Origin of the sequence: Brachybacterium sp. GU-2 (genome assembly GCF_030866705.2) — a bacterium.
Lineage (GTDB): Bacteria > Actinomycetota > Actinomycetes > Actinomycetales > Dermabacteraceae > Brachybacterium > Brachybacterium conglomeratum.
Genome location: NZ_CP133037.2, coordinates 1,340,481 through 1,356,085 on the forward strand (window position 1 = coordinate 1,340,481; position 15,605 = coordinate 1,356,085).

The following is a 15,605-nucleotide window of genomic DNA, read 5'->3' on the forward strand; positions in this document are numbered from 1 at the left end:
CGAGCGGGATCGGTCCGCGAGCCGGATCAGTCCACGAGCTGGAGCAGCGCGTTCTCGATCAGCTCGGGCATCGCCGGGTGGATCCAGTACTGGGTGGTGGCGATGTCGCGGGCGGTCTGCCCGGTGCTCATCGCCTGGATCAGCAGCTGGATCAGCGTCGTCGCCTCGGGGCCGATCAGGTGGGCGCCGAGGATCTCGGTGGTCTCCGCGTCCGCGATGATCTTCGCGAAGCCGGTGGTGTCCTCCAGCGCCCAGCCGTAGGCGATCGAGGCGTACTCCTGCACCGCCACGCGCACCTCGCGGCCGCTCGCGCGCGCGGTCTCCTCGTCCATCCCCACCCAGGCGACGTGGGGATGGGTGAACACGCCGCTCGGGACCGGCATCGTGTCGGAGCGCCGCAGCTGCTCGGGGTGCAGCACGTTGTGCCGCACGATCCGCTGCTCGTGGTTCGCGACGTGCTTGAGCTGGTGGGGGCTGGAGAGGTCGCCGAAGGCGAAGACGCCCTCGCGCACCTCTCCCCCTGCGAGGACGCGCTGGTACGCGTCGACCTCGACGCGGCCGTCCTCGGCCACGTCGATCCCCGCGGCCCGCACATCCAGCAGGTCGGAGTTGGGGCGGCGGCCGACGGCGACCAGCAGCTCCTCGGCCCGCAGCGTCTCCTCGCGGCCCTCTCGCGTGCCCCGCAGCTCGACCCCGACGGCCGTGCGCCGGGCCGAGGTGGTGTCGAATCCGGTCACCAGGCGCACCCGCTCGCCAAGGATCTCGGTGAGGCGCGCGGAGACGTCGGCGTCGGCGGCGCGCAGCACCCGCTGCGAGCGGGCGATCAGGGTGACCTCGACGCCGAGCGCGGAGAGCACGTGCGCCATCTCGACGGCGACCACCCCGGAGCCGAGGATCGCGAGGGAGGCGGGCAGCGCCTCCACGCGCATGATCGTGTCGGAGGTGTGCGGGGCGAGGTCCGCGAGCCCGTCGATCGGCGGGAGGACGGGGCGGGAGCCGGCGCCGAGCACGATGGTGTCGGCGGTGATCCGCTGCCGGCTGCCGTCGTTGCCATCGACCAGCAGCTCCTTCTCCCCCACGAAGCGGGCGGTGCCGCGCAGCAGGGTGAGGTTCGCGTTGTCCTCGTGGTCGCGGCGGTAGGCCTCGCCGCCGGCGGTGATCGGGTCGATGCGCCCGAAGATGCGGTCGCGGATCGCCGGCCAGTCCACGTGCTGCAGCTGCTCGGTCAGGCCGAAGCGGGCCGCGTCCGCGGGGGTCGCCGCGAGATCCGCGGTGTGCACGAACATCTTCGTGGGGATGCAGCCCAGGTTCAGGCAGGTCCCGCCGAACACGCGGTCGGGGCCGACGCCCCGATCGATCTGCACGATGGTGCGGTCGGCGAGGTCGGGGCCCGGGAAGGAGTTCGCCGAGCCGGAGCCGATGAGGGCGATGTCGTAATGGGTCGTCTCAGTCACCGCCTCAGGCTAGCCCCGCGCCGATGCCGATGATGTGGCCCAGATCCCCCATGGACCGTCAAGTCACACCAAGTCGCACCATGCTCGCCCGGCGCGGGCAAAACCTCGTTCAAAACGAGGGGGCGGCCCTTTCAACTCGGTGTTCCTCCCCGGGGCCCGGCTCCTATCGTGGATGCCACGTCCACAGCCCATCGGCCCGGCACCCGCCCCGCGGTGCGGCCGCGCGGCACGGGAACGGCCTCCCCGCCCGGGGAGCCGGGCACGATCCCCCTCCCCGAGGGTCGTCACCGCAGGACGCACGGACCAGCAGGACACCCGCCTCGCCCCGAGGCCGTTAGGAACACACCGCATCATGGCTCTGAACAACTCGCACCGCGCGCTCGGCCGCGCCCGCACCCCTCTCCTCCCCGCCCGCCGCGCCGCGGCCGGAGCGGGCGGCGCCGCCGTCCTCGGTTCGGTGCTGCTCGGCACCGCCTTCACCGGCGGCGCCGCCCACGCGAACGACCTGGCGCTGATGGAGGACTCCCCCTCCTCGCAGTCCACCTCCGCCGAGCAGGCCCCGGCCGCCGACACCGCCTCCACCTCGGCCGAGACCTCGGCCGAGACGCTGCGCCGCGGCGACTCCGGCGCCTCCGTCGAGCAGCTCCAGTCCGCGCTCAACGACCGCGGCGCCGACCTGCCCGTCACGGGCTTCTTCGGCTCGATGACCGAGGACGCGGTCCAGGACGTCCAGTCCTCCGCCGGCATCGCCGTGGACGGCGTGGTCGGCCCCGACACCCGCGCCGCCCTCGAGGGCGGGAGCGGCTCGGTCGACTCCGGCTCCGAGGCCACCATCTCGACCACCTCCGCCCCCGCCGGCAGCGCCGCGGTCAGCACCGCCTCGACCTCCACCTCCGGCAATGCGATCGTCGACGCGGCCCGCACCGCCCTCGGCACCCCCTACGCCTGGGGCGAGTCCTCGCTCAGCGGCATGGACTGCTCGGGCCTGGTGGCCTACGCCTACGGTCAGGCAGGCATCGACGTGCCCCGCACCAGCAGCCAGCAGGCCGCCGCAGGGCAGAGCATCTCGCAGTCCGAGCTGCAACCCGGCGACCTCGTGGTGTGGCCCGGCCACATCGCGATCTACTCCGGCGACGGCAAGATCATCGACGCCTCCGGCTCCAAGCAGCAGGTCGTCGAGCGCCCGATCTGGGGCAACCCGACCGGTTTCGTCACCTACCGCTGAGCCCACCGGCTCGCCCGCCGAGCCCTGGCTCCCTCGCCGAGGCGCTCGGCACCACCGCGCCGCAGGCCCGGTCCCCTTCCACGGGGCCGGGCCTGCCGCGTGTGCCGGGTGAGCGGAAGAAGCCGATCGGCGGCGGACCCGGCGCCTTCTCGAGCAGGCCCGGGCGACCGGCGGCGCTCCGGGCACGTCAGCCGTCCGAAGAGTCCGGCGGCGACGGGACGTACGCTGTCGGTCGTGTCCCGTCCCGTCCCCGCCTCCCTGCTCCCCTGGCTCGACGCGCTGCTGTGCCCCCACTGTCGGGAGCCGTTCGCGCTCACCGATCGCACCCTCCGCTGCCCGAGCGGCCACAGCTTCGACCTGGCCCGCGCGGGGTACGTCTCGCTGCTGCCCGGCAGCGCCCCCATCAGCGGGGACGACGACGACATGGCCCGGGCCCGGGACTCCTTCCTCTCCACCGGCGCGTACGACGCCCTGCGGGCGCTCACCGCGGATCTCGCCGCCCGGGCGCTCGAGGGCACGGACGATCCGCGCGTGCTCGACATCGGCTGCGGCACCGGCCACTACCTCTCCTCGGTGCTGGACCGCGTCCCCGGGGCGCAGGGGCTCGGCGTGGACACCGCACCGCGGGCCCTGCGCTTCGCCGCCCGCGCCCACGACCGGGCCGCCGCGGCCGGCTGGGACGTGTTCTCGCCCTTCCCCCTGCGGGATGCGGGCGTCGACCTCGTGATGGACGTGTTCGCGCCGCGGAACCCGGCGGAGTTCGCGCGGGTGCTGCGCCCTGGCGGGCACCTGCTGGTGGTGCGGCCCGCGGCCGAGCACCTGGCCGAGCTGCGCGAGCACGTGCCGGGGATGGTCCGGCCGGACCCGCGCAAGGAGGAGCGGCTCGCCGAGGCGCTCGCTCCGCACTTCACCGTCGAGGACTCCCGACCGCTGCGGCTCACGGTCGCCCTCGACGACGCGATGGCCCGCGACCTGGTCGCGATGACCCCCAGCGCCCGCCACGTGGACCTCGCCGCCCTCGACGGCCGCGGCGGGGCGCCCCGCGAGGTGACCGTCTCGGTGCTCGCCAGCCTGTACCGTCCGCGCTGAGCGCTCGCCGCTGCCACCCAGGCTCGATGCACCCCCTCGCCTAGGCTGAGAGTCCCCTCCGTCCCACCCCAGGAGAATCGTGTCCTCGTCCACCCCCTTCCGCCGCCGTGCCGCCTTCCTCGACTTCGACGGCACCCTCGCCGAGAGCGGAGTCGTCCCGCGCGCCCAGGCCGAGGCGGTGCTCGCCGCCCGCGCGGCCGGCCATGCGATCCTGCTGAGCACCGGACGGCCCGCCTCGATCGTCGCCCCTGACGTCGCCGCGCTGTTCGACGGCATGATCACCTCGGCGGGCGGGCACCTCCGGATCGGCGAGGAGCTGCTGCGCGATGTGCGCTTCCCCGCCGCGCTCGCCCGGCGCACGGTCGAGCTGCTCGAGGCGCACGGCGCCGCCTATGCGCTCGAGGCGCCCGAGGCGCTGTGGTGCTCGGCCTCGTCGGCCGATCGGCTCGAGCGTCGCCGCCGCGGGGCGCCCGTCCCCGCCGCGGGCGAGCGGGGGCGGGGCTTCGCCGACATCCTCGAGGCGATCTCGGTGCCCGAGGATCCGGCCTCCGTCTCCTTCGCGAAGATCTCGGTGTGGAGCTCGCCGGTGCCGATCGAGCAGCTCGCCGCGGAGATCGGTCCCGAGGTCGGGGCGCTGCCGAACTCGATCTCGGAGGACGGCCGCGGCTCAGGGGAGCTGCACCTCGCCGAGGTCGACAAGGCCGACGGGCTGCGCCTGGCGGCCGAGCACCTGGGGCTGGGCATCGAGGACACGGTCGCGGTGGGCGACGGACCGAACGACCTGGGAATGCTGCGGGCCGCGGGCACGGGCGTCGCCATCCGCGGCTCCCGTCCCGAGGTGCTCGCCGCGGCGGACATGGAGGTCGCTCCCCCGTCCGAGCACGGCGTGGAGGAGGCGTTCGCCCGCCTCGGCATGCTCTAGCTGCTGCGGCGCAGCCCGATCAGCACGAGCCCGGCGGCGGCGACCAGCGCCCCGGCCCCGAGCATGATGACACCCTCGGGCATCACCTCGGCGGCGAAGCGCTGCTCGAAGACCTGCACGATCGGGCCGAGGAACACCGCCTGGTCGACGGCATCGGGGACGAGGCCCTCGATGCGGGTGGTGAGCAGCCAGGTCGCGAGCCCGGCGAGCACGGCGCCGATCCCGGCGAGGGTGAGCATGAGGCGACGGTGCCCGGCGACGAGGACCGCGAGCACGGCCAGGCCCAGGGCGATCGGTCCGGCCCGGTGCGCCCAGGGGTCCAGCACGGTGGCGCGGTGCAGCAGCGGCACGTCGGGGATGCTGGCCAGGGTCACGCTCGCCTCCCCCGGGCGGGGCAGGTCGTCGATCAGCGGCAGGGTGTCCTCGACCCCGGTGAGCAGGGAGTCGACGAGCGGCAGCAGGTCCACGTCCAGGGGCGAGGCGCCGGGGGTGAACAGCGCACCGTGCAGCTCGACCATCGCCCGGTCCCACACCTCCGTGTAGGCCTCGGTGCCGGTGACCTTCGAGGCCTGCTCCTGGAGGAGCGGCGTAGCCCGGTCGGTGACGAACCCGGGGACGAGCTCGTGGTCCAGCGCCTCGTCCACGGCGCTGTCGGTGAGGGAGCGCTGCAGCGTGGCGTCCTCGGCGAGCGGCTGGGTGATCGCGAGGAACCCCTCCTGGTCCACGACGTTGCGCTCGATCCATGCGCCGGGCAGCCAGAGGGCGCCGAGCAGCGTCGCCGCGGTCAGCAGCAGGACGGAGAGCAGGTCGCGCAGGGAGGACACCAGGACACGGTACCGCCGTGCCTCTCGTCCGTCGCCGTGTCCTCCCCCACGCATGTCGACGGCCCCGCCTCGCCCGGGAGGGGCGCGGCGGGGCCGTCGAGGGGCAGGGTCGTTCAGCCGCCGATGCGGATGAAGGTCCAGCTGCCGGAGTAGATGTTGCGCTCGGAGGTGTCCACGCGGCTGTTGCCGGCGTCGACGAACTGGTTGCCGCCGGCATAGATGCCGATGTGACCGGGCTTGTAGACGAGGTCTCCGGGGCGGGCCTCGGAGCGCGGGATCACGGTGCCGGCGGCGGCCTGGTCGCCCGCGCCGCGGGGAAGGCTGATGCCGTGCTGGGCGTAGACCCACTGCACGAAGCCGGAGCAGTCCCAGCCCGACGGGGAGGTGCCGCCGTAGACGTAGGGGGTGCCGATGCCGGAGCGGGCGGTGGCGAGGATGGAGCTGCCCTTGGCGGCGGAGGGGGCCGGGGCGGACTTCTCCTGCTCCTCGGAGGAGCTGCTCTCGGAGCGCTCGGAGCTGCGGGAATCGTCCGAGCTGCTCTCCTGCTGCTCGTCCTCGGCCGGCTCCTCGCGCTCGTTGGAGCGGGAGGAGGTCTCCGCGGAGTCGTCCTCGCGGGTCTCGGTCTGCTCGTCGGCGGACTCGGTCTCCTGCGCCTCGGCCTGCTCGTCGGCGGACTCGGTCTCCTGCGCCTCGGCCTGCTCTTGCTCGGCCTGCTCCTGCTCGGCCTGCTCCTGCTCGGCCTGCTCCTGGGCGGCCTGCTCGGCGGCCTCGCGCTCGGCGGCCTCGGCGGCGGCGATCTCCTCGGCGGTCGGGCCGACCTCGACGGAGAAGGCGGTGCCGGCGGCGGGGGCGAGGGCGGCGACGGCGGCCTCGTCCCCGGCGCCCTCAGCATCCTCGGCACCGCCCGCGGCGGGGATGCCGACGGCGGGGGCGGCGACGGCGGGCAGCACCGCGGCGCCGGCGTCGGCGCGGGGGGCTCGGCCTGCGGCTCGGCGGTCGCGGCGGCGGCGCCGCCGAACAGCATCGCCGCGGCCATCGCCGCTCCTGCCCCGGCGCGCCCGGCGCGGGAGACGGGGGTGACGGTGCGCACGGCGCGGCGGTGGGTGTGGTGCACGGTGTTCGACACGAATCGCTCCCAGCCCCGGGCTCAGCCCCCGCGCGTGGTCACGTCTCGCACCCCGTTCTCCGGTGCGCGGTGGGGCTTCCGGAAGGGATGTCGCGGACCTCTGCGCCGCGACACGCCCTCGAGACTAAGGGCTGGTCGCGCCCTCGTCAGGATGACTGGAAGCTTCTGGGGAAGGGCTTGACGGAGGCTTTACCCGGCGGCGATCGGGGTCACGTGGAGCTGGTCGGCGTCGAGGTCGCCGATCGCCACCTCCCCGCCCTCGGGGCCGTGGACGACGACGCTCGCCCCCACCCGCTCCACTGCGAGCCGTGCACCGGGAAGGATGCCGTGACGTGCGAGTTCGCCGAGCAGGTCGACATCGCTCTGGAGTCGCTCGCCGATGCGCTCGAGGCGGACCTCGCGGCTCTGGCCGTCCACGACCGCGCCGCGCAGCTCCTGGACTGCGGAGGTCTCGTCTTTACCCTCGTCCGTGGCCTGGGTCTCCTCGATCCCGAGGGCCGCGAGGCCGGGGATGGGGTTGCCGTAGGGGTCGACGTAGGGCGGGGTGATCTGGCGGGCGAGGCGCTTCTCGACCTCGAGGCTCATCACGTGCTCCCAGCGACAGGCCTCCTCGTGGACGTGGGCGTAGTCCAGCCCGATCACGTCCAGCAGGTGCCGTTCGGCGAGGCGGTGCTTGCGCATGACGTCGGTGGCGACCTCGGTGCCCTCGGCGGTGAGGCGGATGCGCCGCTGGTCGTCGAGGTGGAGCAGCCCGTCGCGCTCCATCCGGGCGACCGTCTGGGAGACGGTGGGTCCGGAGTGCCCGAGCCGTTCGGCGATGCGGGCGCGCATCGGGGCGATCCCGGCCTCGTGGAGCTCGAACACCGTCTTCAGGTACATCTCGGTGGTGTCGATGAGATCTCCGGACACAGGCCCCTCCTCGGTCAGCGCGACTGGCGAGGTCCAGCTTATCGGGCGCGCCGACGTCGGACGCCCCGTTCGCCCCGGGCCGAGCGGGGGCAGGGTCGGATCGGACCGACGGATCCCCTGGTCGCGGCTCCCCACCCTGCCCTCACCCCAGCAGCCCCAGGAGATGGAGCAGCACCCCGAGCCCGTTGAGCAGGACGTGGGCGAGGACGCACACCCACAGCCGTCGCCAGCGCCGCCACATCAGGCCCAGCGCGATCCCAGTGGTGCCCTGCAGCGCGATCACCTGCGCGGCGCTCTCCCACCAGGCCCCTCCCCCGTGGCTGAGGACGTGCATGAGGCCGAACAGCAGCGAGGCGAGCAGCAGTCCGGTCCACGGGCCGAGCAGCGCCTCGAGGCGGGTCTGCAGGAAGCGGCGGTAGATGAGCTCCTCGCCGAGACCGGCGGTGATCGCGGTCGCCGTCGCCGCGATCAGCAGGACCTCGAGGGGCGGCCAGCTCGCGGGGCCGCCCGAGGAGAAGGGGCCGACGGTCGAGAGCACGCCCAGCACGAGGGCGGGCAGTGCGATCACCGCTGCGCCGACCTCGGGTCGTCGGATCATGAGCGAGGCGCCTCTGCGCCGGGCGGACAGCGCGAGCACGACCGACGGGACCAGCAGGAACAGCGCGGCCTTCACCAGCACGTAGTCCTCGCCCGTGGGCAGCAGCGGCACGAGCAGCGGGAAGGCGAGGACCAGGCCCAGCAGCACCGCCGTCTCGGCGCGCAGGGCGGAACCTCGCCGCACGCTCAGCTCCGCCGCGCCGCGCCCCCGCGGCAGCAGCGCGGTGAGCGCCATCGCGGCCAGTGCCGGGACGAGCAGGAGGAGGACCGGCATCGGGGCGTAGCCGGGATCCCGGGAGACCACCACCCCGTCGGGATGGCGCCAGGCCGTCACCGCGATCGCGAGGACGAACAGCGCCAGCAGGATGCCGACGACGACGGGGCTGTCCGCTCGGGCGGTCCGGCCGGTGGGCCCAGGGTCAGCGGGAGGGACGGTGGGGTCCGCACCGGGTCCGCCGGCGGGCGCAGGATCGGAGGGACGGACAGCGCGGCCTGCACCGGGCCCGCGATCGGAGGAGGCGGGGCGATGGGCAGGAGCAGCGGTCATGCCCCGATCCTGCCCTGCGGCCGCACGGAGGCGCCTCCTCCTCCCGGAGGAGATCCGCACCCTGCCCCTGCGGTCCGGAACGACTCAGCGCTTGAGACCTGCCCGTCGGGCCACGGCACCGCTCCTCCCCTGGACGGCGACGTGCCCCGGACCCGTGCGGGTCCGGGGCGCGAAGGCCTCGCGCGCTCAGGAGCGCTGGGCGGGAGGGATCAGGAGAGGCCCTTGATGATCTCGCGCATGAGATCGGCGGTCTCGGTGGGGGTCTTGCCCACCTTGACGCCGGCGGCCTCGAGCGCCTCCTTCTTCGCCTGCGCGGTGCCGGCGGAGCCGGACACGATCGCGCCGGCGTGGCCCATCGTCTTGCCCTCCGGGGCGGTGAAGCCCGCGACGTAGCCGACGACCGGCTTGGTGACGTTGGCCTTGATGTACTCGGCCGCGCGCTCCTCGGCGTCGCCGCCGATCTCGCCGATAATGACGATGCCGGCGGTGTCGGGGTCGGCCTCGAAGGCCTTCAGCGCATCGATGTGGGTGGTGCCGATGACCGGGTCGCCGCCGATGCCGATGGCGGTGGTGAAGCCGATGTCGGCCAGCTCGTACATCATCTGGTACGTCAGGGTGCCGGACTTGGAGACCAGGCCCAGCTTGCCCGCACCGGTGATGTTCGAGGGGGTGATGCCCGCGTTGGACTTGCCGGGGCTGATCAGACCGGGGCAGTTCGGCCCGATGATGCGAGTCGTGCCCTTGGCCTGCGCGTAGTTGAAGAACTCGGCGGAGTCCTTGACCGGGATGCCCTCGGTGATGATCACCAGGAGCGGGATCTCGGCGTCGATAGCTTCGAGCGCGGCGGACTTGGCGAACTTCGGCGGCACGAAGACCACCGAGACGTTCGCGCCGGTGGACTCCATGGCCTCCGCCACGGTGCCGAAGACGGGCACCTCGGCGCCGCCCTCGAAGGACACGGACTGGCCGGCCTTGCGCGGGTTCACGCCGCCGACGATGTTCGTGCCGGAGTCGAGCATGCGCTGGGAGTGCTTCATGCCCTCCGAGCCCGTCATGCCCTGGACGATGACCTTGCTGTTCTCATCAAGGAAGATAGACATGTCGGGTGCTGCTCACTTTCCTGCGGCGGCGGCCGCGGCGACCTTCGCGGCGCCGCCGTCCATGGTGTCGGCCTGGGTGACGAGGGGGTGGGCGAAGTCCGCGAGGATCTTCCGGCCCTCCTCGACGTTGTTGCCGTCGAGGCGGACGACGAGCGGCTTGGTCGCCGCGTCGCCGAGCTTCTTCAGGGCGCCGACGATGCCGTTGGCGACCGCGTCGCACGCGGTGATGCCGCCGAAGACGTTGACGAACACGGCCGAGACCTGCTCGTCGCCGAGGATGACGTCGAGGCCGTTGGCCATGACCTCGGCGCTCGCGCCGCCGCCGATGTCCAGGAAGTTCGCGGGCTTGACGCCGTGCTTCTCGCCGGCGTAGGCGACGACGTCGAGGGTGGACATGACCAGCCCCGCGCCGTTGCCGATGATGCCGACCTCGCCGTCGAGCTTGACGTAGTTGAGGTCCAGGGCCTTCGCCTTGGTCTCCAGCGGGTCCTCGGAGGTGACGTCGACGAGCTCGGCGTGGGACTCGTGGCGGAACGCGGCGTTGTCGTCCAGGGTGATCTTGCCGTCCAGCGCGACGATGTCGCCGGCGCCGGTCTTGACCAGCGGGTTGACCTCGACGAGGGTCGCGTCCTCCTCGCGGTAGACGTCCCACAGCTTCTGCAGCACGGGGGCGACCTTCGCGCCGGTCTCGCCGTCGAACTTCGCGGCCTCGACGATCTCCTTCGCCTTGGCCTCGTCGATCCCGACGTTGGGGTCGACGGCCACGCGGGCGAGGGCCTCGGGCCGCTCGACGGCGAGCTGCTCGATCTCCATGCCGCCCTCGACCGAGCACATGGCCAGGTAGTTGCGGTTGGCGCGGTCCAGCAGGAGCGAGAAGTAGTACTCCTCGGCGATGTCCGCACCGGCCGCGATCATCACGCGGTGCACGGTGTGGCCCTTGATGTCCATGCCGAGGATCTCGGAGGCCTTCTGCTCCGCCTCCTCGGGGGACTTGGCGACCTTCACGCCGCCGGCCTTGCCACGACCACCGGTCTTGACCTGGGCCTTGACGACGACGACCGGGGTGCCGAGCTTCTCGGCGCCGGCCTTGGCGGCTGCGGGGTCCTCCGCGACGACTCCTCCGAGCACGGGCACGCCGTGCTTCTCGAAGAGATCGCGGGCCTGGTACTCATACAGGTCCACGGGGTGCTTTTCCTCTCGATGTCGGCAGTGGGCGGCAGGCCGCACTGGCCTCGATGCCACCCCTGGGAACACCGCCAGGGTAACGCGTCCGCAGGCCCAGGCGGTCACGGGCCATGGCAGGGAGCCGACTGTGGCGCGACTCTCATCCCGTCCGGCTCGCGTCCAGGCGCCGCGTCTACGATGGGACGATGAGCCGCCGTTCCCGCAGCCTCGTCCAGCGCGTGCGAGACCACCTCGGATTCAGCATCGTCGCCATCGGGGTGCTGTTCATCGTGCTGCGCCTGCTGGGCATGCGCTCGACCCTGGGCGGCTTCGTGCTGTCCGTGGGCATCACCCTCGCGCTGAACGTCGGCCTGTCGTACTACTACGAGCGCCGCGCCCGGAACCCGCGTCCGCAGCGGGGGTCCCGCGACGGAGGGGACATCCGCTTCCGCGAGGACGACCGGGGCCCCCGGGACGACCGGCGCATCGAGGACCTGGACCCGCGGGACCGCGGCGACTGGCACCGCTGAGGCGAGGAGAGCCATGGCCGACTGGAAGACCTACGTGAAGGCGGCGCGGAACACCGCCCGCAAGCAGGCCCCTGCCGCGAGGGACGCCGCCCGGCGGGCCGGCGACCGTGCCGGCGGCTATGCACGCGCCGCCGGGCGCGCGGTCGACGAGGGCTGGCGCGAGGAGGAGCCGCGCGCGTCGGCGGGAGCCGGCGAGCGCGACGAGCGTCGGGAACCGAGGAGCGAGCGGACCCGCGAGAACCCTTCGGCCGAAGTTCGTCCCGCCGCCGACGAGCGTCCGGCAGCCGACGGTCGTCCCGCGGCCGGTGATCGTCCCGCGGACGACATCCGGGAGTACGACCCTCGCGGCGACCGACCCCGCGGGCACGACGCGGACGCCGACGGCGTCGAGCGGGACCGAGGCCGCGCCCAGGACCGGGAAGCCCGTGGGGAGCGGGAGGACGAGCATCGCTCCGCCGATCCGGAGGGCCGGCGCCGCTCCGCGGACCGGGACGGCGGGACCCGCACCGCTCAGCGCCCCCGCCCCTCCGGCGAGGAGATGCGCCGCGAGGCCGCCGCGTACTACGCCGTCGCGAGCCGGCACGTCGAGCGCGCGAACATCTTCCCGCGCATCATGCGCGCCCTGCGCGACGCCCTGCTGATCGGCCTCTCGCTGGTGGTGATCTGGGCGGTGCTCGCCGCCGCCGGGATCCCGATCCCCTTCACCACCGTGCTGATCGCCGTGGGGCTGATCGTGGTGGTGAGCTTCGGCGCGGGCCTGTACGCGCAGTGGAAGCGCAGCAAGGAGCGGCTCGACCGGACCGAGGACCCCCGCGACCGCTGAGCGCGCGTCGACCGCCGCGCACGCCGCTCCCGAGTGAGCATCGGTCCGCCCCGCCCGGGACACGTGACGACGAGACCGTGACGCGGTGGCCCGAGCGGCCGAGCGCTGTGCCGTGACGTCGGGACCATGGCCTGACAGGGCGTCGTCGGCCCGTCCTAGTCTGGAACGGTCCCTGCCCGTCCCCGACCGGTCGCCCGCCGCCCGGACCGGGATCACGCCTGAGGTGGTCCTGCACCGTGCCGTCCTCCCCTGTCCCGTCGGCTCCCGGGCCGTCATCCTCCGAGTCCTCCTCCCCCGCTCCTGACCCTCGTCCCGCCAGGCGCTCCCCCGCCACCGGGCGCGGTGCCTGGCATCGACGTGCCGCCCGCCCCGTGATGGGCTGGATGCTCGCTCTGGTCGTGGTGGTCCTGGTGCACCAGTGGCTGCCGCAGGCTCGCTGGCTGATGGTCCACATGGTCACGCTGGGACTGATCACCACCTCGATCATGGTCTGGGGGCAGCACTTCACCGAGGCGCTGCTGAAGACCCGCCTGGGCGAGGAGTCCCGCCCGCGCCAGCTGGCGAGGCTGCGGCTGCTCACCGCCGGGGTGGTGGTGACGATCGCCGGGATGCTGCCGGGATGGCCGTGGCTGGTGGTGCTCGGCGCGCTGGCCGTCTCCGCGGCGCTGCTCTGGTACGCCGCCACGCTCGGCGCGCAGATCCGGGCCGCGCTCGCGCCGCGCTTCGCGTTCACGGTGAGGGCCTACATCACTGCGGCCTGTCTGCTCCCCGTCGGTGCGCTGCTCGGCGCGGTGATGGCGTTCAGCCCGGGCGAGCCCTGGCAGGGACGGCTGATGCTCGCCCACCAGATCGTGAACGTGCTGGGGTTCGTGGGCCTGACCGTGACCGGCACGCTGCTGACCCTGTGGCCCACCGTGCTGCGCACGCGCATCGAGCTCGCCGCGGCGACCCGGGCCGCGGGCGGACTGCTGGGCATGTTCCTGGCCGTCCTCGGCGCGGTCGCCGGGGCGCTGATCGGCTCCACCCTGCTGGGCTGCGCGGCGCTGCTCGCCTATCTCGGCTCCTTCGCCTGGGTCGCGGTGACGCTCGTGCGGGTCGGGGTGCACGGCGTGCGCCAGGAGCGCCGGGTGCCGCTCGCTCCGTTCCCGATCCTGTCGATCGCGGCGGGGACGGGCTGGTTCGCGCTGACCACCGCGGGCCTGCTGGTGATGTGGTGGCGCTCCGCCGATGCGCAGATGGCGAGCTCCCTCGTCGCCGCCGACGTGCAGCAGCTCACCGTCCCCTTCGTCGCCGGCTTCCTGCTGCAGGTGCTGCTGGGGGCGATGAGCCATCTGCTGCCGGTGACCCTGGGCGGCGGTCCCCGCGCGACGACGGCGGCGCTGGCGGTGATGAGCCGCGGCGCGGTGCTGCGCGTGGTGGCGTACAACCTCGTCGTGGCCCTGTTCGTGCTCGCCGAACGGGCCACGGCCGGCTCCGGGGCGCTGTTCTCCGCGCTCACGCTCGGCACCGCGGAGGTCGCGGGCTTCGGCTCGTTCTCTCGGGTGCTCCTCTCCCTGCTCGGCTTCGCGGTGCTGGTGAGCTTCGTGGTGCTGCTGGTTCTCGCGGTGCGGACGAGCTCGCGGCTGCGCGGCACCGCCGTGCCGCTGCCGACGCCGGGCCGCCCGGAGCCCGCCACAGCGGTCTCCCCCACACGCAGCACGCTGCGGTCGCCATCGGTCGGCCCGCCGCCCTCCGTCGGCCCGCCGACGGGGTCCGGGACCGGGCTCGCTCCCGCCGCCGCAGCGTCTGTGGACCGACGTGCGCTGACCGGCGCGCTGCTGGGCCTCGGCTCCGTGCTCGGGGCGACCGCGCTCGGCGGCTCCCTGGACCGCTCCCAGGGCTCGATCCCCGACGCCTCCGGCACCGCGGGCACCGCCGCGGTGACGCCCACCGGGGAGACCACCACGATCTCGGTGTCCATGGCCGAGATGCGGTTCACGCCCGACCGGCTCGAGGTCCCCGCCGGGAACACCCTGGTCATCGAGCTGAGCAACGACGATCCGCACGACGTGCACGACCTCGTGCTCGCCACCGGCGCGACCTCGGGGCGCCTGCAGCCGGGCGAGTCGACGGTCCTCGACGGCGGCGTGGTCGCCCATGGAATGGAGGGATGGTGCTCGATCGTCGGCCATCGCGCGATGGGCATGACGCTGAGCGTCGTCGCGACCGGTGCCGCGGCGGGCACGTCCGCCGTCGGGGGCGCCGTGGCCGCGGCGTCCGGGCACGACGAGCTCGCCCGCGTGGGCGCCGACATGATGGCCGCCCCTGGACCGGGCGTCGCCGTGCGCGATGCCCGCCTCCCTGCCGCGACCGGTCCGCAGCAGCGGGTCACCCTGGAGGTCGTCGAGGTCGCCGCCGAGATCGCACCGGGCGTGACCATGGACGCGATGACCTACGGCGGCGCCGTCGTCGGGCCGGTGCTGCGCTCCGAGCTCGGGGCGCGCCTGACCGTCGACCTGGTCAATCATGGGTCGATGGGGCACTCCCTCGACCTGCACGCGGGCCGCGTCTCCCCCGACCAGGCCATGCGCACGATCCCGCCGGGCGAGCAGCTGGAGTACGCGATCACCACCGACCATGCCGGGATCTGGCTCTACCACTGCTCGACCATGCCGATGTCGGTGCACCTGTCCGCCGGGATGGTCGGCGCGCTCGTGGTCCCGCCGCCGGAGCTCGCGCCCGTCGAGCGGGAGTTCGTGCTGGTGCAGTCCGAGCACTATCTCGTGCCCGTCGGCGCTCCCGGCTCCGAGTCGACGACGCACGAGGGCGCCCTGCCGGTGAGCCCCGTGAAGATCGCCGCCGAGCGCCCCGACCTCACGGTCTTCAACGGCCATGCCACCCAGTACGTCCGCTCCCCGCTCGAGGCTCGGGTGGGCGAGCGGGTGCGGCTGTGGGTGCTCGCCGCGGGCCCGTCGCGCGGGATCTCCTTCCACGTCGTCGGCGGGGTGTTCGACACCGTCTTCAAGGAGGGCGCCTATCTGCTGCGTCCCGAGGACGGCGAGGGCGGCGGGGCGCAGGCGCTCGATCTCGCCGCGGCCCAGGGCGGGTTCGTGGAGCTGGTCTTCGACGAGCCCGGCACCTACACCGCGGTGAACCACTCCTTCGTGGAGATGGAGCGAGGCGCTCGCGCCCTGATCCGCGTTACGGCCTGAGCATTCCCGCGGCCGCGCACCGTCCGTGGCCGGACGTCGCCCGTGCGCTGCCGGACGCCCGCCCCCTCAGAGAGTCGGCGGTGCTCGGAGCGGGCGTGGCCGCG

The 15,605-nt window shown here is 73.7% G+C and carries 13 protein-coding genes; 6 read left to right on the top strand and 7 right to left on the bottom strand.

Going from position 1 to position 15,605, the window contains the following annotated elements:
- Window positions 1-26: 26 nt before the first annotated feature.
- On the bottom strand, window positions 27-1,454 hold the full coding sequence (locus RBL05_RS06175; protein ID WP_263310594.1) for a mycothione reductase: 1,428 nt from the start codon (window positions 1,452-1,454) through the stop codon (window positions 27-29).
- Window positions 1,455-1,806: 352 nt separating this feature from the next.
- On the opposite strand from RBL05_RS06175, the gene RBL05_RS06180 reads away from it, so the two are divergent.
- The 3 genes from RBL05_RS06180 (at window position 1,807) to RBL05_RS06190 (ending at window position 4,690) form a co-directional block, all read left to right on the top strand.
- Window positions 1,807-2,679, top strand: a complete 873-nt coding sequence (locus RBL05_RS06180) for a C40 family peptidase (protein WP_263310593.1) — start codon at window positions 1,807-1,809, stop codon at window positions 2,677-2,679.
- Window positions 2,680-2,913: 234 nt separating this feature from the next.
- Window positions 2,914-3,768, top strand: coding sequence for a putative RNA methyltransferase (locus tag RBL05_RS06185; RefSeq protein ID WP_263310592.1), 855 nt, complete (start codon window positions 2,914-2,916; stop codon window positions 3,766-3,768).
- A 79-nt stretch (window positions 3,769-3,847) separates the two neighbouring features.
- Window positions 3,848-4,690: an HAD hydrolase family protein gene (locus RBL05_RS06190; RefSeq protein WP_308740239.1), complete on the top strand. Its 843-nt coding sequence runs from the start codon at window positions 3,848-3,850 to the stop codon at window positions 4,688-4,690.
- On the opposite strand, the gene RBL05_RS06195 is transcribed toward RBL05_RS06190, so the two are convergent.
- The 6 genes from RBL05_RS06195 to sucC form a co-directional block, all read right to left on the bottom strand.
- Window positions 4,687-5,514 (bottom strand): hypothetical protein, encoded by an 828-nt coding sequence (locus RBL05_RS06195; protein WP_259883851.1) that lies wholly within the window; start codon window positions 5,512-5,514, stop codon window positions 4,687-4,689. The two genes, RBL05_RS06190 and RBL05_RS06195, sit on opposite strands and share 4 nt — an antisense overlap.
- A 113-nt stretch (window positions 5,515-5,627) precedes the next feature.
- Window positions 5,628-6,464, bottom strand: coding sequence for a C40 family peptidase (locus RBL05_RS06200; RefSeq protein ID WP_318604163.1), 837 nt, complete (start codon window positions 6,462-6,464; stop codon window positions 5,628-5,630).
- A 365-nt stretch (window positions 6,465-6,829) separates the two neighbouring features.
- The gene (locus RBL05_RS06205; protein ID WP_259883567.1) at window positions 6,830-7,549 is read right to left on the bottom strand and encodes a metal-dependent transcriptional regulator; all 720 of its coding nucleotides are present in this window, start codon (window positions 7,547-7,549) and stop codon (window positions 6,830-6,832) included.
- Window positions 7,550-7,691: 142 nt separating this feature from the next.
- Complete coding sequence (locus RBL05_RS06210; RefSeq protein ID WP_259883568.1) at window positions 7,692-8,693, bottom strand: CPBP family intramembrane glutamic endopeptidase; 1,002 nt, start codon at window positions 8,691-8,693, stop codon at window positions 7,692-7,694.
- 209 nt (window positions 8,694-8,902) lie between these two features.
- Complete coding sequence (gene sucD / locus RBL05_RS06215) at window positions 8,903-9,793, bottom strand: succinate--CoA ligase subunit alpha (RefSeq protein ID WP_259883569.1); 891 nt, start codon at window positions 9,791-9,793, stop codon at window positions 8,903-8,905.
- Window positions 9,794-9,805: 12 nt separating this feature from the next.
- The gene (sucC, locus tag RBL05_RS06220) at window positions 9,806-10,975 is read right to left on the bottom strand and encodes an ADP-forming succinate--CoA ligase subunit beta (protein ID WP_259883570.1); all 1,170 of its coding nucleotides are present in this window, start codon (window positions 10,973-10,975) and stop codon (window positions 9,806-9,808) included.
- Window positions 10,976-11,163: 188 nt separating this feature from the next.
- On the opposite strand from sucC, the gene RBL05_RS06225 reads away from it, so the two are divergent.
- The 3 genes from RBL05_RS06225 to RBL05_RS06235 all read left to right on the top strand — a co-directional run bounded on the left by RBL05_RS06225 (window position 11,164) and on the right by RBL05_RS06235 (window position 15,501).
- Window positions 11,164-11,487, top strand: a complete 324-nt coding sequence (locus RBL05_RS06225; RefSeq protein WP_259883571.1) for a hypothetical protein — start codon at window positions 11,164-11,166, stop codon at window positions 11,485-11,487.
- A gap of 13 nt (window positions 11,488-11,500) precedes the next feature.
- Window positions 11,501-12,310 (top strand): hypothetical protein, encoded by an 810-nt coding sequence (locus RBL05_RS06230; RefSeq protein ID WP_259883572.1) that lies wholly within the window; start codon window positions 11,501-11,503, stop codon window positions 12,308-12,310.
- Between the two features lie 374 nt (window positions 12,311-12,684).
- Window positions 12,685-15,501, top strand: coding sequence for a multicopper oxidase domain-containing protein (locus tag RBL05_RS06235; protein WP_412523783.1), 2,817 nt, complete (start codon window positions 12,685-12,687; stop codon window positions 15,499-15,501).
- Window positions 15,502-15,605: the final 104 nt, after the last annotated feature.